Raw genomic sequence first — 20,103 nt, 5'->3', positions numbered from 1 at the left:
ATCTAGTTAGTAATGCAATGTAATTAGTAACACAATGGTCTCATTTGACCATTTTTTTGTTTCTCAGAAGCATAAACGTGATATATTTCACAACCTGTGCGCTCGTAGCTCAGCTGGATAGAGTACTTGGCTACGAACCAGGCGGTCGAAGGTTCGAATCCTTCCGAGCGCACCATACATCAAGGGTAATGTGGTATCTGAACGCTGACATGCTTCTTTTCCAAGTATGAATTCTCAGGCCATGTACCGATAAAGAAATTGTGCGCTCGTAGCTCAGCTGGATAGAGTACTTGGCTACGAACCAGGCGGTCGAAGGTTCGAATCCTTCCGAGCGCACCATACATCAAGGGTAATGTGGTATCTGAACGTTGACATGCTTCTTTTCCAAGTATGAATTCTCAGGCCATGTACCGATAAAGAAATTGTGCGCTCGTAGCTCAGCTGGATAGAGTACTTGGCTACGAACCAGGCGGTCGAAGGTTCGAATCCTTCCGAGCGCACCATACATCAAGGGTAATGTGGTATCTGAACGCTGACATGCTTCTTTTCCAAGTATCCAATATGAATTCTCAGGCCATACCGATAAAAGAAATTGTGCGCTCGTAGCTCAGCTGGATAGAGTACTTGGCTACGAACCAGGCGGTCGAAGGTTCGAATCCTTCCGAGCGCACCATACATCAAGGGTAATGTGGTATCTGAACGCTGACATGCTTCTTTTCCAAGTATGAATTCTCAGGCCATGTACCGATAAAGAAATTGTGCGCTCGTAGCTCAGCTGGATAGAGTACTTGGCTACGAACCAGGCGGTCGAAGGTTCGAATCCTTCCGAGCGCACCATACATCAAGGGTAACGTGGTATCTGAACGTTGATATGCTTGGCTTCCAAGTATGAATTTTCAAGCCATGTACCGATAAAGAAATTGTGCGCTCGTAGCTCAGCTGGATAGAGTACTTGGCTACGAACCAGGCGGTCGAAGGTTCGAATCCTTCCGAGCGCACCATACATCAAGGGTAACGTGGTATCTGAACGTTGATATGCTTGGCTTCCAAGTATGAATTTTCAAGCCATGTAACGAAAAAAATTGTGCGCTCGTAGCTCAGCTGGATAGAGTACTTGGCTACGAACCAGGCGGTCGAAGGTTCGAATCCTTCCGAGCGCACCATATTTTCTTTAAATCACCTGCTCTTCTGATACTATTCTTAGTTCCAAAATTTCTAGCGATTCCAATACCCCAAGTATCTGTAACATTATTAGTGGTTTTCATTAACAAAGCATTAGCATATTAAGTGTATTGTTTTTACATCTTGCTGTTTTTTAGAAAGAAATCTTAATTTTATTACCTATCTCTCAGTATTTATTGCTGTATTCGCTTAATTTATTTTTAGCGTTCCGTTAATATATTTCCAAAGAGGCTGATTTGTAGTAATTCGTATAGTTTTAATGGATTAAACAATAGAAAACTCTGTTAGCTTATTTGAACACGTATTCGAAATTGACAATTAGACCCCAATCGAGATAATCCTTAACGACAAGTTTGTGAATGGATCTCAAGCTTAGGATTAATTGTCTCTAAGACAGCGAAAGGAAGCATAATGACAGATATTGGAAGTTTATTGGAACAGGCCGCTACACTCATGCTCACTGGTATGGGTGTCGTGTTTGTGTTTCTGACCATTCTTGTATACCTAGTTCGGCTGATGTCTTCGCTGGTACCTGAAGAAGTACCACAACTGATGGCTGCCCCAATTCAACATTCTAAAGTTCAACAAACATCATCTACTGTTAGTCCAAAAGTTATAGCGGCGATTTCTGCTGCGGTACATCAGTACCGAACTTCTCATACTAAGTAGTAAATTTAATAAGATTAAAAGGAGTTATTAAGCATGTCTAAACCACTTGCTCTTACTGATGTTGTGCTACGCGATGCTCATCAATCGTTATTTGCTACTCGTATGCGTATCGAAGATATGCTACCGATTGCAAAGGAACTGGACAATATAGGCTATTGGTCTTTGGAAACATGGGGTGGTGCAACATTTGATTCATGCATCCGCTTCTTAGGTGAAGATCCGTGGGAACGTCTGCGAGAGCTTAAAAAGGCGATGCCAAATACACCGATGCAAATGTTGCTGCGTGGCCAGAATCTTTTGGGCTACCGCCATTACGGTGATGATGTTGTTGAAAAGTTTGTTGAACGATCTCATAAAAACGGTATGGATGTTTTCCGTATATTTGATGCGATGAATGATGTACGTAATTTCCAACAAGCCGTGAAATCTGTTGTAGATGTAGGGGCGCATGCTCAGGGCACACTCTCTTATACGACAAGTCCGGTTCATAATTCAGATACATGGGTAGACTTAGCGAAACGCCTTGAAGATCTTGGATGTCATTCTCTTTGTATCAAAGATATGGCAGGGTTGCTTAAACCCTATGAGGCTGAAGAGTTAGTTACTCGTATTAAGGCGTCTTGTGACGTGCCTCTGGCGCTACACTGTCATGCGACTACTGGTTTATCTACCGCAACGGCTATAAAAGCCGTTGAAGCGGGTCTAGACATACTAGATACGTCAATCTCCTCTATGAGCCAGACCTACGGTCATACGCCAACGGAAACCGTTGTGGCGATGCTAGAGGGCTCTGAGCGTGATACTGGTCTTAAACTGACGGAGATAGAACCGATTGCCGCATATTTCCGTGAAGTTCGTAAAAAATATGCGAAATGGGAAGGGGCGATGAAGGGCGTGGACTCACGTATTCTGATTGCTCAAGTACCCGGCGGCATGTTAACGAATATGGAAGGCCAGTTAAAAGAGCAAGGCGCTGCAGATCGTATAGATGAAGTATTGGAAGAGATCCCGCGTATTCGTAAAGATCTTGGCTTTATCCCATTGGTCACCCCAACATCTCAGATTGTGGGTACTCAAGCGGTAATCAACGTATTAACTGGCGAACGCTATAAGAGTATAACTAAAGAGACGGCGGGTGTACTTAAAGGTGAATATGGTCAAGCACCAGCTGAAGTAAATAAAGAACTGCAAGCTCGTGTATTGGATGGAGCAGAGGCGATCACTTGTCGTCCAGCCGATCTGATAGAAGATGAGCTGGATACATTGACAACGGAATTATTGGAAAAAGCAAAAGCAGAAGGTATCTCTCTAGCAGAAGATACAGTAGATGATGTCTTAACTTATGCGTTATTCCCTCAAGTGGGTCTTAAGTTTCTTAAAAACCGTCGCAACCCAGATGCGTTTGAACCCGCTCCAGGTAAAGAAAAACCAGCACCTGCACAAATTGCAGCACCAGCGGTTGGCGGTGTTGAATCGTACAGCGTTAAGGTGGATGGTCAAGTATATGATGTCGAAGTCGGCCCACAAGGTCAGCTTACGACAGTGACGCCTACTACTGTTGCACCAACAACCACTCCTGCAGCAGCGAGCGATGCTGAAGTGGTTCTTGCACCGCTAGCTGGTACCATTTTTAAAGTGATGATTGCCCCAGGTACACAAGTTGCGGAGGGGGAAGTACTTCTCATCTTAGAAGCAATGAAAATGGAAACAGAAATTCGCGCAACAAAAGCTGGAACAGTTGCAGAAATCAACGTTAAAGAAGGTGATGCCGTAATGGTTGGTTCTCCTCTACTTAGCTTGGCTTAAGGGAGAATCATGGAAGGTTTAATGCGTCTTTGGAATGATACAGGAATAGCCAATTTTGAATTTGGTCAGATCTGTATGATCGCCGTCGGATGCCTGTTACTATTTTTGGCCATTCGTAAGGGCTTTGAGCCCTTACTATTGCTGCCAATTGGTTTCGGTGCAGTACTAGCAAATATCCCTAATGCTGGTTTTACTGAGCCTGGCGGTATGCTTTACTTCGTATACCACGTAGGTATTGAGACTGGTGTGTTTCCATTAATCATCTTTATGGGTGTAGGAGCAATGACCGATTTTGGTGCCTTAATAGCTAACCCAAAAACCTTGTGGTTAGGTGCTGCGGCTCAATTTGGGATTTTTGTAACACTGTTTGGTGCTATCTTATTGAATTACATACCTGGTATGGAATTTACTTTAGCAGATGCATCGTCTATTGCTATCATTGGTGGTGCTGATGGACCGACGGCGATATTCTTGTCCAGTCGATTATCGCCTGATCTTCTGGGTCCTATCGCGGTTGCTGCATATAGCTACATGGCATTAGTGCCTATTATTCAACCACCGATAATGAAGGCATTAACCACGCCAGAAGAACGTCAAATCAAGATGGCCCAGTTGCGTCATGTTGGTAAGACCGAGAAAATACTGTTCCCACTCGCTGTCCTGTTAATGACAATACTTTTCTTACCATCAGCAACACCTTTGGTGGGGATGTTTTGTTTAGGCAACTTGATGCGTGAAGCTGGCGTTGTTGAGCGTTTATCTAAAACGGCACAAAATGAACTAATTAATATTGTGACTATTTTCTTGGGTCTCGGTGTTGGTTCTAAATTACAGGCCGATAAATTCTTAAATCTAGAAACGTTAGGTATTTTGGCGCTTGGTGCAGTGGCATTTAGCATCGGTACGGCGGCAGGTGTACTTATGGCTAAGCTGATGAATAAGTTATCAAAAGAAGACATTAATCCACTTATTGGCGCGGCAGGCGTTTCTGCTGTACCTATGGCTGCACGAGTTGTGAATAAGGTAGGCCTTGAGGCCAATCCACACAATTTTTTGTTGATGCATGCGATGGGCCCCAATGTGGCCGGTGTACTTGGATCTGCGGTAGCTGCTGGTATTTTGTTAGCGTTGGTCGGTTAATATCTGGTCGTAATCCAAACAATTGGGTTAACCAAGTAGAACAAAATGGTTTATAGTCAAAGGGATGCTAACGCATCCCTTTTTTCGTTTGTTTGAGGGGAACCAAGTGACTGAAAACATAAAAATAGTAATACCTGAGTTCGGAAAACCTAACGTTTTGGATTTTGTGAGTGGAGAGATACCTGAACCTCAAAAAGGTGAAGTTTTAATAAAGGTTTACTTTTCAGGCTTGAATCCGATTGATGTCAAAACTCGAGCTGGAATGGGTTGGGCTGCGGCTCAAAATAGAGATAACTTACCTTGGACGCCTGGCTATGAGATATCGGGGAAAATTGTCTCTATGGGTGAGCATACGCAACGCTTTGTCGAGGGTGATACTGTAGCGGGGCTGGTTGGTTTTCCATTAAACGCAGGTGGATACAGTCAATATCTCTGTGTAGCGGAAGAACATTTGAGTTTGGTCCCTAGTGCAGTAACGTTAGAAGCTGCAGCTGCGTTACCAGTAGCTGCACAAACTGCAGCGCAGGCACTGAACAAAGCGAGTGTAAAGGCGGGGGATAGGGTTCTGATACTTGCTGGAGCAGGAGGCGTTGGGCATATTGCTGTGCAGATAGCGGTAGCAGCGCAAGCAGAAGTCTACACCACGTGTAGTGAATCAAATTTGGATTACCTTGCAAACCTTGGTGCTCATGCCGTCAATTATCAGTTTGCTCCTGTATCTGAACGTGTTTCCGATGTGGATGTACTTATTGACCTTATTGGTGGTGATGTTGCTCTTGATGCCCTTAAATGTTTGAAAGATAAAGCCAGAGTCGTCACTGTTCCTACCATCACCAAAGATCTGATCTGTGAAAAAGCTGGAATTTTAGGGTTTAGTGCTGATGGCATGCTTGTAGAACCGAATCCAGAACAGTTAGACACCATGTTATATATGGTAAGTGTTGGTTTGTTGAAAGTAGATGTTCAGCCAGCGATATCGTTTAAAAACGTTGTAGAGGCCCATTATAGGCTTGAGACAGGGCATACTAGAGGCAAGTTAGTATTGGACATGCGGTGTTAGACCAGATCGCTCTGTATTTTACTGACTCAGCCCTTTGGTTATTAGGAATATCTGGTTTCTTAAGTGCCACTTTGTTGCCTGGCGCTTCTGAAGCGACGTTTATCGCGACCTTGGGAATTAAACAACACACGGTTTTTTCAGTTATTTTTATCGCGACTTTAGGTAATACGTTAGGTGGCCTTACAAATTATTGGATAGGTTTATGGTTACCAAATCGAACTCAAAAAGAAAAACATGGTCATAAAGCGATAGGATGGCTAAGTCAGTACGGTTATGTTGCCCTTCTTTTTAGCTGGCTTCCAGTTATCGGCGATCCTCTATGTTTGGCAGCAGGGTGGTTAAGGATGAAATTTCTTCCCAGTTTTATTTTAATAGCCCTCGGTAAGGCATTGAGGTACAGCGCTCTAACCGCGCTGTTTTATGGATTGATTTAAGGATTTATTAATGAAAAAAATAGGGCTCAGTGCGATCTTTTTGATCGCCTTATATGGCTGTTCTCAAACAGCATCAACAGATAATAATATTCAAGTACCTGAAGGTTTTACTTTCATCGAGCAATCATTAGCTCAACCCAACAAGGTTTCGATACCTTATTCCAAGTTCGTTCTTGATAACGGGCTCACATTGATCTTGTCACCGGATGATTCAGACCCTTTAGTACATGTGGATGTAACTTATCACGTTGGTTCAGCAAGAGAGGATGTCGGGAAATCTGGTTTTGCCCATTTTTTTGAACACATGATGTTTCAAGGTTCAGAACATGTGGGGGATCAAGAGCATTTTAAAATAATTACTGAAGCTGGTGGGACGTTAAATGGTACGACCAACCGAGATAGAACCAATTATTTTGAAACCATTCCCTCCAATCAATTAGAGAAAATTCTTTGGTTAGAATCGGATCGTATGGGGTTTCTTATTGATGCCGTATCACAAAAAAAATTCGAAATACAACGAGATACGGTTAAGAATGAGCGTGCACAAAATTATGACAATCGTCCATACGGTTTAATGTGGGAGCGATTAGGTGAAGCTCTTTATCCCGAAGGCCATCCATATTCTTGGCAAACAATTGGCTATGTAGAAGATTTAGATAGAGTAGATGTTAACGATTTGAAAGCATTTTTTCTTCGTTGGTATGGTCCAAATAACGCGACGTTAACCATTGGTGGTGATATCGATGTAGAGCAAACACTCAATTGGGTTAGTAAGTATTTTGGTTCAATTCCTGAAGGGCCAGCAGTAGAGAACTCAGAAAAACAACCGGTTAAATTGGATAGAGACAAATACATTACGCTCGAAGATCGAATAAAACAGCCGATGGTAATGATTGGTTGGCCAACCACCTATCGAGGAGAAGAGAGTCAAACGGCATTAGATACCCTTGCGTCAATCTTGGGTAGTGGAAAAAATAGCGTTCTATACCAAGAGTTAGTGAAAACTGAGAAAGCGATAGACGCAGGTGCGTTTCATCAGTGTGCTGAGCTCTCTTGTAGTTTTTATGTTTATGCGATGGGCGATTCTGGTGATCAAGGTGACTTAAGTAAAATCTATGATGACCTCATGGGGGCGCTAGTCAATTTTAAAGCGAATGGAGTAGAACAAGGTAAGCTTGAACAAATTATTGGCCAAGCCGAATCTAGCGCCGTATTTGCATTACAGAGTGTTCATGGGAAAGTGACTCAATTGGCTTCCAATGAAACGTTTTATGGTCAACCTGACAGGATAGAGCGACAACTTGAACAACTTAAAGGTGTGACACCTGAGGCGGTAATGAATGCCTATAACACGTTTGTCGAAGGAAAAAATAAGGTGACGTTGAGTGTTGTACCAAAAGGAAAATTAGATCTAGAGGTAAGAAAAGTAGATTTTATTACCCCCGAGAGAACACTACCGAAATACAATAAAATTGAAAGCAGCGATTTAGAATATTCTAAAGCAAAGGACAGCTTTGATCGAACGATAATGCCTCCTGTTGGCGGCGCCGTTAAAGGTAATATGCCTGAACTCTACAACGTTTATCTAGATAATGGGATTGAGGTTCTGGGCACTGAATCAAGCGAGACTCCTACGGTTGAATTGCAGATTTTATTACCTGCTGGCCACAGATATGTATCTAAAGGTAAGGAAGGCTTGGCAAACTTTACATCTGAATTGATGCAAGAAGGTACAACAGAAAAAAGTATTGAAGCGATTCAAGCCGAACTCGATAAATTGGGTAGCTCTATTAGTTTTGGTTCTGGAAACTATACGACAACGATCAGCGTTTCTTCATTGAAGAAAAATCTCAGTCAGACATTAGCCATTGTTGAGGAGATGCTCTTTAAACCAGAATTTAAACAAGATGATTTTGACCGTTTAAAGAAACAATCTTTAGAAGGTCTTATCTATGAACACCAAAGACCTGCATGGTTAGCGTCGCAAGCGACTAGACAAATACTGTTTGGCAGATCCACATTCGGCCGTTCAAATGATGGTACATTGAAGTCGATAGAGAGCATTCAACTTGAAGACGTGAAAGCGTTTTATAATAGTAATTATACTCCGTTAGGAACCCAAGTCATTATTGTCGGGGATATTTCTAAAGAGAAATTAATCCCCAATCTCAAATTTCTGAGCAAGTGGGAAGGGTCTGATGCACCGATACTACGACCTCAAATAGTAAAACCACCAGTAGGACAACATATCTACCTTGTTGATAAGCCAAGTGCGCCACAGAGTGTAATTAGGTTAGTCCGACAAGGACTGCCATATGATACGGTTGGTGAACAATACCTAAACCAACTCGCTAATTTCAATCTAGCCGGTAACTTTAATAGCCGTATTAATCAGAATTTACGCGAAGATAAAGGGTATACCTATGGTGCGAGTGGTTATCATGCGAGTAATAAAGAGATTGGTATTATTGTCTTCGATGCTCAAGTTAGAGCAGATTCAACCGTCCCATCTATCCAAGAGTTCATTAAAGAGATGAAACGCTACAGTGAAGATGGCATGACCTCCCAGGAGCTAGCGTTTATGCGCTTGGCTGTTGGTCAACAAGATGCTTTGAAATACGAAACACCAAGCCAAAAGGCGAGATTGCTGTCTAATATACTTAATTATTCATTAGATGATGACTATATAGAGCAGCGGAACGCGGTATTGAGTAATGTAAATCGCTCTACATTGAATGAGGTTGCAAGCAAATGGTTTAATCCTACTGACTACCAAATTATAGTAGTAGGAGATGCTAAGAGTTTAAAACCTCAATTGGAAGATCTGGATATACCAGTGGTAGAACTTGAAATTTCTAAGTAGCGCACACATATAAAGAGAGGCACAAATTGTCTCTCTTTATACTGACTGCATACAAAAATGCAGAACTAGTATTTTATATAAAAAAGCGTAACCTACGCAAAAACAAGATTAGAAGTGGTCACCATTTTGACAAATTTTTCCTCAAGACTGAAAAAAGTAGCGAAAAACCCTGATAATTTTAAAAACATTGGTCGTGGTGTTGAGCGCGAAACTCTTCGATACACCTTGGATGGGCATTTAGCACTAACCCCCCATCCTACTGGTTTAGGGTCTGCATTGACAAACAAATGGGTGACCACCGATTTTTCAGAATCATTATTGGAGTTTATTACCCCTGTTTCTACTGATGTAGAAGAATTAATTGGTCAGCTATCTGATATTCACCATTTTACCGTGAAAGAGATGGGAGAAGAGAAGCTTTGGCCTCTCTCCATGCCTTGCTATGTCGAGAATGAAGATGATATCGCCTTCGCTCAGTATGGCTCATCGAATGTAGGTAAAATGAAAACGTTATACCGTAAAGGACTTAAAAACCGTTATGGTAGTTTGATGCAGATTATTTCTGGTGTTCATTTTAATTTTTCGTTTCCTGAAAGTTTATGGGATTCTCTTTACGGCGAGCAATCAGAAAGCGATAGAGCCAATACGAAATCAGATGAATACTTCAACGTTATCCGAAATTATTACCGTTTTGGTTGGTTAATTCCTTATTTTTTCGGTGCCTCTCCTGCTATTTGCTCCTCTTTCTTACAAGGTAGAGAAACTGAATTACCTTTTGAAAATATCGGTCAGACGCTTTATCTTCCTTATGGTACATCCTTACGATTAAGTGACTTAGGTTATACCAATAGCGCTCAGAGTGAGTTGCAAATTAATTATAATAATCTTGATGGGTATTTAGACGGTTTAGAAAAAGCAATTCAAACGCCTTCAAGCGATTTCGCTCAAATTGGTATCAAGATAGACGGAGAGTATCAACAGCTTAATAGTAATGTTCTGCAAATTGAAAATGAGTTGTATGCGCCTATTCGTGCCAAGCGCGTAGGTCAATCTGGTGAAAAACCATCAGAAGCATTAAAACGTGGCGGAGTAGAGTATATAGAAGTACGCTCATTGGACGTAAACCCATTCAGTCCGATAGGGGTAACAAAAGAACAGATTCGATTTTTAGACCTCTTTTTAACCTGGTGCTTGATTAAAGATACCGGCCCGATAGACAATAAAGAGCTTTGCTGTTGGAAGGATAACTGGACTAGAGTTATTCAAGAAGGTCGTAAACCCGATTTGATGTTGACGGAAGACTGTGATGGCAAAGAGCGTACGCTACACGATTATACTAAGCACATTTTTTCTGATCTACAGTTGATCGCCGTTGAGATGGATATGGCGAGTGATGGTGATGAGTATCAGCAAACATGCCAAGAACTGATGACGTGGATAGACAATCCTGAATTGACAATTTCTGGTCAGCTATTAGAGAGAACAAAAGAGCTAGGGGGTATTGGTCAGGTTGGTTGTACCTATGGCCGCGAATATAGAGATTACCATTTAACAAATAACTATAATGTTTATAGTCAACAAGAGATGCAATATGAAGTAAGCGCTTCTCTTCAAGCTCAAAAAGAGATAGAGCAAGCTGACGAAGTGAATTTTGATGAGTTTCTTGAAGACTACTTCTCATACCTAAAATAACGAATCGGCTCGAAATCTGAATCGAGTCAATGGAGATATAAAAATGCCGTTACTAGATAGTTTTACTGTTGATCACACAAGAATGAATGCACCAGCTGTTCGCGTGGCAAAAACTATGCAAACGCCCAAAGGGGATACAATAACTGTATTTGATTTGCGTTTTTGTGTGCCAAATAAAGAGATACTCTCTGAACAAGGTATTCACACGTTAGAGCATTTATATGCCGGCTTTATGCGTGCACATTTAAATGGTGCGGGTATTGAAATTATCGATATCTCTCCAATGGGTTGCCGTACTGGTTTTTATATGAGTTTGATTGGCACTCCAGCAGAAGAGCGCGTAGCAGATGCGTGGTTAGCCGCGATGGAAGATGTGCTAAAGGTAGAGAACCAAAATAACATTCCAGAGCTAAATGAATATCAATGTGGTACCTATGGTATGCACTCTTTAGCCGATGCGAAAAATATCGCCAAAAATGTGATTGAAGCTGGGATTCTAGTAAATAAAAATGACGAGTTAGCTTTGCCTGCTTCTATGTTGGAAGAGCTGAATAAGTAACGTATTTTTATTTGAAGCGAATGGTATTTTAAAGGGAGTGTCACCTTATGGTTACACTCCCTTTCTTATGACTGAATGTTACGTTCAAACTGGCTACTTCCGAGCGGGAAATACTTTAACTAAACTGATCTTGTTTTCCGTAAACTTCATTATTTCCATTAGGTGTTTTTCAACCTCGATACTAACTTGGCTTTCAGGGATATCTTCTAGGTGTTCTAATATAAGTCCATTAAGTGTTCTTGGTCCGTCCGTAGGCAGTTGCCACTTCAAACCCTTATTAATGTCACGGATATTGGCACTTCCTTCAATGAGGAAGCTCCCATCACCTTGTGGGGTGATTTCTTCAGATAGACTTGGTGCTATAGACGTCGTAAATTCACCAACGATCTCTTCCAAAATATCCTCTAGAGTGACAAGACCAATAATATCGCCATATTCATCGACAATGAGTCCTATTCTTTCTTTATTGCGTTGGAATTTCAGTAGTTGCACGTTTAGTGGCGTCGCTTCTGGTATGAAGTAAACCTCATCTGCTGCGCGTAAAAGCGTCTCTTTTGTAAACTCATTTTTTTCCAGCATTAAACGATAAGCTTCACGTAAACGCAGCATACCGACAACTTCGTCTATCTGGTCGCGATAAAGTACTACTCGTCCATGTGGTGAATGAGTCAATTGGCGAACGATGGATTTCCAGTCATCATTAATATCGATACCCGTAATTTCATTTCTAGGCACCATAATGTCATCTACAGTGACGTTCTCTAAATCGAGAATGGATACCAGCATTTCTTGGTGCCCACGAGGAATGAGACCTCCAGCCTCGTTTACAACAGTACGAAGCTCATCAGAGCTTAAAGGGTCTTCAGTAGGGTGTGTCGCTTTTATACCGAATAATCGTAATACACCATTGGTAATTAAATTCACCATTAGAACGACGGGTGCAAGCACCTTCATCAGTATGTTTAATATAATACTGCTGGCATAGGCGACTCTTTCTGGATAGAGCGAAGCTAATGTTTTAGGGGTAACTTCGGCAAAGACAAGCACAACAAGTGTTAATAATCCCGTCGCTATTGCGACACCAAGATCACCAAATAGACGCATTCCAAGTATGGTCGCAATGGCAGAGGCGAGGATGTTGACTAAGTTGTTTCCAATGAGAATAAGGCCAATTAAACGGTCGGGACGGCTTAATAGCTTTTCGACACGTTTTGCACCTTTATGGCCTTTTCCAGCCAGATGCTTTAGTCGATATCGGTTTAAGGACATCATTCCAGTCTCAGAACCTGAAAAATAACCAGAAATGACGATTAGACATGCGAGTATGGTAAACAGTACACCCGTTGATATGTCATTCAATGTTTGAAATTCCTTCTTTCAGTTATCGCTTAATTTATGACTTAAGTGATTTGAGCTGTCAATTATATTATGAATAAAATAGTATTTTTAGTAACGGGTAATCTAGTTCAAAATGATTTCTCGAACAAATCGGCTGCCAAAATAGGCAAGTGTAAGCAAGGTCGCACCTGCAATAGCAAACCATGTTACCTTTTTACCACGCCAACCTTTTTGATAATGTCCCCAGAGTAATACGGAATAAATTACCCAAGCAACAAAAGAAAGAATAGATTTATGGGCAGAACCACGCGCAAACATATCATCTAAAAATACGAATCCAGATAATAGAGTTAAGGTTAGCAGACCATTACCAATGAGGATAATGTTAAAAAGCTGCCTTTCTACTTTTAATAATGGTGGGAGGTTAGGGTTCACTGCCATCGCTTTTTTGTTTTTCAATTTATAGTCTAACCAAGCGAGCTGAATTGCATATAGTGCGGCAATCGTTAAGGTCGCGTAAGCGAATAGTGCGATTGTAATATGGATTAACAATCCCATTTTCCCTTCAAAGTGAGTGATGAATGCACCAGGTAAGAAATTTGAAGCGAGAATACTAATAATCGAAAAACCGTAAACGACAGGCAACAAAAACCACAAACGGGTTTTAAACATCGCCAAGCTCATTACTAATGAAGTAATAAAACTGACGAGAGAAGCAACATTGAGCATGCTCAAGTTTTGTCCGCTTGAACTGTTGTGAATTTGGCCATGTAATAACCATACGTGGAGAATAATGGCTAACGCTGCGCTCACGAAGACAGTTTTTGCCTTTATGTGGGTTTGCTGAGATAGCCCTGAGACTATTGTTGCAGTAGCAATTGCATATAAAATGGCAGCGGCAATAGCGATTAAACTGTCCATATTTTCCTAATAAATTCTTATCTAATGAACGGATTATAACGCGGTTAAACTCGATGAGCTATCTAAGGATCGAATAAATCATCGTTTAGATTTTGGAAGATCAATTACCTAAGGTATACTGCCGACATTAATCGCCCTTGCTTTGCTAAAAGGTGTTTCGAAAAGTCCAGCTAAAGAGACAGACATGTTTGAGAATTTAACGGATAGACTATCCAGTACACTTAAAAATATTAGCGGCAAAGGTCGCCTAACAGAAGACAATATAAAAGAGACATTACGTGAAGTGCGTATGGCCCTTTTAGAAGCTGATGTCGCACTTCCTGTTATACGTGAGTTTATTAAACGCGTAAAAGAAAGTGCCGTTGGTGTCGAGGTCTCGAAGTCATTAACCCCCGGCCAAGAATTTATAAAAATAGTTCAAACAGAGCTAGAAGGGGTAATGGGTGAATCTAACGAAGAGCTCAATCTAGCCGCCCAACCGCCAGCCATAATTTTGATGGCAGGTTTGCAAGGTGCCGGTAAAACAACCAGTGTTGCTAAACTCTCTAAACACTTAAAAGACGTTAACAAGAAAAAAGTGTTGGTCGTTTCTGCCGATGTTTACCGCCCTGCGGCGATTAAACAGTTGGAAACGCTTGCGTCTGATGTGGGAGTGGATTTTTTCCCTTCTTCTGCCGATCAAAAGCCGATTGATATTGCGAATGCTGCTGTTGACCATGCTAAGAAGAAATTCTATGACGTCCTTTTGGTTGATACCGCAGGCCGTCTAGCCATCGATGAACAAATGATGGGGGAAATTAAAGACCTTCACGCCGCGATAGAGCCAGTAGAAACGCTGTTTGTTGTAGATGCAATGACGGGGCAAGATGCCGCTAACACAGCAAAAGCCTTTGGTGATGCATTACCTCTGACAGGTGTTATCCTGACAAAAGTAGATGGTGATGCGCGTGGTGGTGCTGCACTGTCCGTTCGTTATATCACTGGCAAACCGATTAAGTTCTTAGGGGTGGGCGAAAAAACCGACGCACTTGAACCTTTCCATCCAGATCGCGTTGCGTCACGTATTCTTGGTATGGGTGACGTTCTATCTTTGATTGAAGATTTAGAGCGTAATGTCGATAAAGACAAAGCCGCCAAGATGGCGAAGAAGTTCAAAGAGAAGAAAGGTTTTGATCTTGAAGACTTCCGTGAGCAGCTTGGACAGATGCAGAATATGGGCGGCATGATGGGAATGATGGATAAACTTCCTGGTATGAGCAACCTACCTGCTAATGTTAAAGATAAAGTTGATGACAAAATGTTCAATCAGATGGAAGCAATGATTAGCTCCATGACAATGAAAGAACGTTTACGCCCTGAATTAATCAAAGGTTCACGTAAAAAGCGTATTGCTGCAGGTTCTGGCGTGCAAGTGCAAGATGTGAATCGTATGCTAAAACAGTTTACTCAAATGCAGAAGATGATGAAAAAAATGCAGAAGGGTGGCATGAAGGGAATGATGCGAAATATGCAAGGAATGATGGGCGGCATGGGTGGCGCAGGTGGCATGGGCGGAATGGGTGGACCATTCGGCCGATAACACTCAAACACGAATATATGGCGCAAGCTATGCGCCATATAGCTTTGACTAATATTTTCTTACTGCTTTAGCTGTTTGATTTCCCTACCAAAATATAAACACCTCCGAAACCGTTTCTAGATCACAAAAAGCCTTGCAAAAACCCCAGATAAGAGTAAAATTCCGGGGCTTTAAATTGGCACGAGACCCCAGGTTGTTAAATTAAAAATTACGGCTTTTGGGGTTATTTTTATTATTGAGAAAGCAAAGAGGACGATATGGTTACCATTCGTTTGGCACGTCACGGCGCAAAGAAGCGTCCATTTTACCAAATCGTAGTAGCAGATAGCCGCAACGCAGCTACTGGTCGCTACATTGAGAACGTTGGTTTCTTTAACCCAACAGCTCAAGGTCAAGAAGAAGGTTTACGTATTAACCTAGACCGCGTTAACCATTGGGTTAGCGAAGGTGCTTCACTATCTGACCGTGTTACTAAACTAGTGAAAGACGTTCAAAAAGCGGCTTAATTGGTAGGTAACAAAGCAATGTCGGTTAAAGGAAATGAAGTAATGAACGAGCAAGCTGAAAGAATCGTAGTTGGCAAATTTGGTGCGACTTACGGTATCAAAGGTTGGCTTAAAGTTATTTCCTATACAGACGATGCTGAAAGCATTTTTGACTATAGCCCTTGGTATATAAACCAAAAAGGCAAATGGGTTGAATACAAGGTTGAAAGTTGGAAGCGCCATAACAAAGGTATGGTTGCTAAAATTGAAGGGTTAGAGATCCGCGAGGATGCTCATCTTCTAACTAACTTTGAAATTGTGATTAATCCAGAGTCATTACCAGAACTGTCAGAAGATGAATTTTACTGGCGTGAATTGTTTGGTATGCAGGTATTAACAACGAAGGGATATGACCTCGGTACTGTCTCCGATATGTTAGAAACTGGTGCAAATGATGTTTTGGTAGTGAAAGCAAATTTGAAAGATGCTTTTGGCCAAAAGGAACGATTAATTCCGTTTCTTGAAGAGCAAGTGATTAAAAATATTGATCGCGATGCTCAACGGATCGAAGTTGACTGGGATCCTGCGTTTTAAACTCCACAGTAGAGCGAGAGAACAGATATGTGGGTTGGCATAATTAGCCTATTTCCTGATATGTTCCGTTCAATTACTGAATTTGGGGTTACAGGTCAAGCGGTTAAAAAAGGTCTTTTGTCAGTTGAGATATGGAATCCTAGAGATTTTACTCATGACAAACATCGAACTGTCGATGATAGACCCTACGGTGGTGGTCCTGGTATGTTGATGATGGTGCAGCCTTTGCGCGAAGCCATACAAACTGCCAAGAAATCAGCACCGGGAAAGACGAAGGTTATCTATCTTTCTCCTCAAGGTCGAAAGCTCGACCAAAGTGGAGTTGAAGAGCTTGCTACGAACGAGAATATGATTCTTATTTGCGGACGCTATGAAGGGATAGATGAGCGCATCATACAATCTGAAGTTGATGAAGAATGGTCAATTGGGGATTTTGTGATGACGGGTGGTGAACTACCAGCCATGACGTTAATTGATTCAGTATCGAGGTTTATACCAGGTGTACTTGGTGATTTTGCGTCAGCGGAAGAAGATTCTTTCGCAAATGGTTTGCTAGATTGTCCACACTATACACGTCCTGATGATTTGGATGGAATAGAGGTACCATTGGTACTGAAATCTGGAAATCATAAGGATATTCGTCGCTGGCGATTGAAACAATCGTTAGGCCGTACTTGGCTAAGAAGACCAGAGCTCTTGGAAAACCTAGCTCTGACTGACGAACAGGAACAATTACTAACTGATTTTATTAAAGACTATCGGTCTTAAAATACAGTTAAGTAACCTATTTTATTTAGTATCAGTTTATTCTAGGAATTTTAAAAATGAGTAACATCATCAAAGCTCTTGAAGAAGAGCAAATGAAACAAGACCTTCCAAAGTTCAGCCCAGGTGACACTGTTGTTGTTCAGGTTAAGGTAAAAGAAGGCGATCGCGAACGTCTACAGGCCTTTGAAGGCGTTGTAATCGGTATTCGTAATCGTGGCCTACATTCAGCATTTACTGTTCGTAAGATCTCGAACGGTGAAGGTGTTGAGCGTTCGTTCCAAACTCACTCTCCTATGGTTGATAGCATTGAAGTTAAACGCCGTGGTGCAGTACGTCGTGCCAAGTTGTACTACCTACGTGAGCGTTCTGGTAAGTCAGCTCGTATTAAAGAGAAGCTTGCTAAGAAGTAATGCTAACCAGCATTCTCAAATAAAAAACGGGTTCCATATGGAACCCGTTTTTTTTATACGAGAAATAAAACTGTCAAATAAGGTACGTCAATCTTATTAAATAACGATTTAAATTGTCGTTTAATAAGGCTCTTCTGACCAACCATCTGAATCTGACATGTCGGGAGCGCCTGCGATAGTGTTTTTCTCATCGGCCCACTCCCCAAAATCTATCATCTGGCATTGCTTACTGCAGAAAGGACGATATTGGTTATCTGTACTCCAAACCACCTCCTTTTTACATTGAGGGCAAGAAACGATAGTTGGTTTAGGTTTAATTGGTGTAGACACGAAATGTATTCCTTAATTGCAAATAGCAAGATCGAACTCAACATCTTGACTATAGGCTTGTCCATTATCAAAGGACATAAATTTTATCGCAAATCGATTTTTGTGTCCCGAAATCATCGGGAAAACACCATCAGCTAACGGTATATTCAACCGTAAGATATTTGCCTCTTCTGCATCACTTTGATAAAAGCCGTTACGGGCTATTTGTGGATTAAAATAGCCGGTTTCTCGGCAGAGTTTTAACCATAGATTAAGTGATTTTGACAAAGGTGCCAACGTGTCCATCCATCCTTGAGCATTTCTTTGTCTTTGCTCGATAGGAAGGTGATTCCAATAATGTAAAGCAGGTAAGTCAAAACAACATGTTCCACCAGGCAAGTTAAATCGTTGACGTATAGAGCTTAAAAATCGATCTTCTTTCAGTGTGCGACCAAAACGTTCTGCAGCCATAAGATATTTATGAGTTGTATCTATCTCTTCTAATACAGAAAGTAGCTTCTCTTGGTCAACACCATCAACGTTTAGCCAATGCTTATAATTAAGGCGCTGCTTTTCTAAATCTTTGGCCAATTCAGCTTTCAATTGGATCTGTTCAAATATCTCAAGTAAATCAAAAATTGAACGGAAAAATTGATGATACTGTAGATTATCGACAAAGCTTGCGGAGTGGTGCATCTGTCTCATGAGTGCTTCTACTCTAAGATAGATACGGGTTTTTTCATTTAGTGGGTGTTCAAATTTGTGTTTTGTCATTCCGCGACCTTACCGTCTCCTTTGGTTTACTTCTTTGATCATGCTCGACTTAGCGACATATAGTGCTGATGAAGCTTCGAAACTTGAGGTAAAAGATCAATGTTCTTATTGTCGTTTTGAATAACATCGTCTGCAAATTTCAGCTTATCAGCTCGACTTGCCTGAGCTGAAAGTATCGATTCTACTTGTGTTCTTGAGACGTTATCTCGTTCCATTGTCCGCTTTATTTGTACTTCAGTACTGACATCAACAACTAAGATTCGATCTGTCATTGATTGTAGTTGATTTTCAACCAATAAGGGAACTACTAATAGTGCATAAGGTGTTGTTATCTTATCGAGATCTTGTTTCATCTTGTCGCGAATCATGGGATGCAGCAAGTTATTCAACCAATTCTTCTCATTCTGGTTTGTAAATACCCGAGATCGTAGTGCTGTTCTATTGAGTTCACCATTTGGACCTAATATATCTATTCCAAAGTGTTCAGTAATTTCGGATAAACCAGTAGTGCCAGGCCCAACAACTTCCCTTGCAACGACGTCGGCATCAACAATACCGATATTGAAATGGTGTTGAAATAGATTGGCAACCGTCGTTTTGCCGCTAGAAATGCCTCCAGTTAATCCTATTATGTATGGCATGTTAAATACCTAATACAGAAGAATAGTACCAGACCATGATTTGATTTCCCCATAGTAAACTTATCCATCCAGCAATAGCAAGATATGGACCAAAGGGAAACTGTCTATCGATTCCTTTTTTTTGCAAGCGTAACTGAATGAGTCCGAATATGAGTCCTACAAAAGAGGACAATAACACAATCATAGGTAGGTGTTGCCAACCTAGCCAAGCGCCAAGTGCTGCCAGAAGTTTAAAGTCGCCATATCCCATGCCTTCTTTACCTGTGACTATCTTAAATACCCAATACACGCTCCAAAGACAAAGGTATCCAGCAATGGCTCCAATTACGGCATCTTGCAAAGAGACAGGACTCCACCCAATCAAAGCAAGGAAGAGACCAAACCAAGTTAATGGTAAGGTGATGCTATCGGGAAGAAGCATGGTATCGAGATCGATAAACGTTGCTGAGATTAAAGCGAAGGAAAAGAAGATAAGAGCTACCGAGTAGTAACTTAATTCAAAATAGTAAGCAATTGTGCAACTCATTATTGCCGTTAATAACTCGACTAAAGGATAACGAATACTGACAGGTTCTTTGCAATGATGGCATTTTCCTTTAAGCAATAACCAACTTATTATTGGGATGTTATCAATTAAACGTAGTGGCGTTTTGCATCTAGGGCAACTAGAACGAGGAATGCTTAAATTAAATTTCTTGTTATCTAATGGAATATTAAGCTCTGGGAATGTTTCCGCGCAGTCTTGTTTCCATTCGCGCTCCATCATGATTGGTACGCGGTGTATTACCACATTTAAAAAACTGCCGACAATGAGTCCAAATATCCCCGCGAAAACAGGGTAAAGCCAAGGGTAATACTCGAATAATTCCATTTATAGGC

19 protein-coding genes and 7 tRNA genes are annotated in these 20,103 nt (G+C 41.3%); 20 read left to right on the top strand and 6 right to left on the bottom strand.

Translation table 11 applies throughout. The annotated features are described in order from the left end of the window. Positions 1–98: 98 nt before the first annotated feature. The 15 genes from L3V77_RS14480 to luxS all read left to right on the top strand — a co-directional run bounded on the left by L3V77_RS14480 (position 99) and on the right by luxS (position 11,405). Positions 99–175: transfer RNA gene (locus L3V77_RS14480), tRNA-Arg, on the top strand. A gap of 87 nt (positions 176–262) precedes the next feature. Beyond that, positions 263–339, top strand: a tRNA-Arg gene (locus L3V77_RS14475). An 87-nt stretch (positions 340–426) separates the two neighbouring features. Then, positions 427–503: transfer RNA gene (locus L3V77_RS14470), tRNA-Arg, on the top strand. Positions 504–596: 93 nt separating this feature from the next. Further along, positions 597–673, top strand: a tRNA-Arg gene (locus L3V77_RS14465). An 87-nt stretch (positions 674–760) separates the two neighbouring features. After that, positions 761–837: transfer RNA gene (locus tag L3V77_RS14460), tRNA-Arg, on the top strand. Between the two features lie 87 nt (positions 838–924). Beyond that, positions 925–1,001 (top strand) — tRNA-Arg (locus L3V77_RS14455). An 85-nt stretch (positions 1,002–1,086) separates the two neighbouring features. Further along, a tRNA-Arg gene (locus L3V77_RS14450) sits at positions 1,087–1,163 on the top strand. A 430-nt stretch (positions 1,164–1,593) separates the two neighbouring features. Beyond that, entirely contained in the window at positions 1,594–1,851 is a 258-nt protein-coding gene (locus L3V77_RS14445; RefSeq protein ID WP_275134760.1) for an oxaloacetate decarboxylase subunit gamma, read from the top strand. Between the two features lie 33 nt (positions 1,852–1,884). Beyond that, complete coding sequence (gene oadA / locus L3V77_RS14440; RefSeq protein WP_275134759.1) at positions 1,885–3,657, top strand: sodium-extruding oxaloacetate decarboxylase subunit alpha; 1,773 nt, start codon at positions 1,885–1,887, stop codon at positions 3,655–3,657. A 9-nt stretch (positions 3,658–3,666) separates the two neighbouring features. Further along, complete coding sequence (locus L3V77_RS14435) at positions 3,667–4,797, top strand: sodium ion-translocating decarboxylase subunit beta (RefSeq protein ID WP_195704280.1); 1,131 nt, start codon at positions 3,667–3,669, stop codon at positions 4,795–4,797. Positions 4,798–4,861: 64 nt separating this feature from the next. Beyond that, a complete protein-coding gene (locus tag L3V77_RS14430; RefSeq protein ID WP_275134758.1) occupies positions 4,862–5,857 on the top strand; it encodes an NADP-dependent oxidoreductase in 996 nt (331 codons plus the stop codon). Then, entirely contained in the window at positions 5,839–6,291 is a 453-nt protein-coding gene (locus L3V77_RS14425; protein WP_275136787.1) for a YqaA family protein, read from the top strand. The genes L3V77_RS14430 and L3V77_RS14425 overlap by 19 nt, the downstream gene beginning before the upstream one ends. A 10-nt stretch (positions 6,292–6,301) precedes the next feature. Further along, complete coding sequence (locus tag L3V77_RS14420; protein WP_275134757.1) at positions 6,302–9,154, top strand: pitrilysin family protein; 2,853 nt, start codon at positions 6,302–6,304, stop codon at positions 9,152–9,154. A 126-nt stretch (positions 9,155–9,280) separates the two neighbouring features. Continuing rightward, on the top strand, positions 9,281–10,846 hold the full coding sequence (gene gshA, locus L3V77_RS14415) for a glutamate--cysteine ligase (protein ID WP_275134756.1): 1,566 nt from the start codon (positions 9,281–9,283) through the stop codon (positions 10,844–10,846). Positions 10,847–10,889: 43 nt separating this feature from the next. Continuing rightward, on the top strand, positions 10,890–11,405 hold the full coding sequence (gene luxS / locus L3V77_RS14410) for an S-ribosylhomocysteine lyase (protein ID WP_275134755.1): 516 nt from the start codon (positions 10,890–10,892) through the stop codon (positions 11,403–11,405). A gap of 93 nt (positions 11,406–11,498) precedes the next feature. Here luxS and L3V77_RS14405 read toward each other — a convergent pair whose 3' ends face one another. After that, entirely contained in the window at positions 11,499–12,764 is a 1,266-nt protein-coding gene (locus tag L3V77_RS14405; protein ID WP_275134754.1) for a CNNM domain-containing protein, read from the bottom strand. A 102-nt stretch (positions 12,765–12,866) separates the two neighbouring features. Further along, positions 12,867–13,664: an inner membrane protein YpjD gene (locus tag L3V77_RS14400; protein WP_275134753.1), complete on the bottom strand. Its 798-nt coding sequence runs from the start codon at positions 13,662–13,664 to the stop codon at positions 12,867–12,869. A gap of 184 nt (positions 13,665–13,848) precedes the next feature. Between L3V77_RS14400 and ffh the strand changes: the two genes are divergently transcribed. The 5 genes from ffh (at position 13,849) to rplS (ending at position 17,500) form a co-directional block, all read left to right on the top strand. Beyond that, a complete protein-coding gene (gene ffh, locus L3V77_RS14395; RefSeq protein WP_195704273.1) occupies positions 13,849–15,243 on the top strand; it encodes a signal recognition particle protein in 1,395 nt (464 codons plus the stop codon). Between the two features lie 257 nt (positions 15,244–15,500). Next, positions 15,501–15,749, top strand: coding sequence for a 30S ribosomal protein S16 (gene rpsP / locus L3V77_RS14390; protein WP_195704272.1), 249 nt, complete (start codon positions 15,501–15,503; stop codon positions 15,747–15,749). An 18-nt stretch (positions 15,750–15,767) separates the two neighbouring features. Then, entirely contained in the window at positions 15,768–16,322 is a 555-nt protein-coding gene (gene rimM, locus L3V77_RS14385; RefSeq protein ID WP_275134752.1) for a ribosome maturation factor RimM, read from the top strand. A 27-nt stretch (positions 16,323–16,349) separates the two neighbouring features. Continuing rightward, positions 16,350–17,090, top strand: a complete 741-nt coding sequence (gene trmD / locus L3V77_RS14380; protein ID WP_275134751.1) for a tRNA (guanosine(37)-N1)-methyltransferase TrmD — start codon at positions 16,350–16,352, stop codon at positions 17,088–17,090. A gap of 56 nt (positions 17,091–17,146) precedes the next feature. After that, complete coding sequence (gene rplS, locus L3V77_RS14375; protein WP_195704269.1) at positions 17,147–17,500, top strand: 50S ribosomal protein L19; 354 nt, start codon at positions 17,147–17,149, stop codon at positions 17,498–17,500. Positions 17,501–17,620: 120 nt separating this feature from the next. On the opposite strand, the gene yacG is transcribed toward rplS, so the two are convergent. From yacG to L3V77_RS14355, 4 genes are read right to left on the bottom strand one after another with little or no spacing between them, the layout of a single operon-like run. Continuing rightward, positions 17,621–17,818: a DNA gyrase inhibitor YacG gene (gene yacG, locus L3V77_RS14370; protein WP_275136786.1), complete on the bottom strand. Its 198-nt coding sequence runs from the start codon at positions 17,816–17,818 to the stop codon at positions 17,621–17,623. Between the two features lie 24 nt (positions 17,819–17,842). Continuing rightward, entirely contained in the window at positions 17,843–18,583 is a 741-nt protein-coding gene (gene zapD / locus L3V77_RS14365) for a cell division protein ZapD (protein WP_275134750.1), read from the bottom strand. Between the two features lie 38 nt (positions 18,584–18,621). Further along, positions 18,622–19,224, bottom strand: coding sequence for a dephospho-CoA kinase (gene coaE, locus L3V77_RS14360; RefSeq protein ID WP_275134749.1), 603 nt, complete (start codon positions 19,222–19,224; stop codon positions 18,622–18,624). Between the two features lies 1 nt (position 19,225). Next, the gene (locus tag L3V77_RS14355; protein WP_275134748.1) at positions 19,226–20,095 is read right to left on the bottom strand and encodes an A24 family peptidase; all 870 of its coding nucleotides are present in this window, start codon (positions 20,093–20,095) and stop codon (positions 19,226–19,228) included. Between the last annotated feature and the right edge of the window lie 8 nt (positions 20,096–20,103).

The organism is Vibrio sp. DW001 (assembly GCF_029016285.1).
Classification (GTDB): Bacteria; Pseudomonadota; Gammaproteobacteria; order Enterobacterales; family Vibrionaceae; genus Vibrio.
Note: the sequence above shows the minus strand (reverse complement) of the source record. Positions and strands in the feature narration are given on the sequence as shown.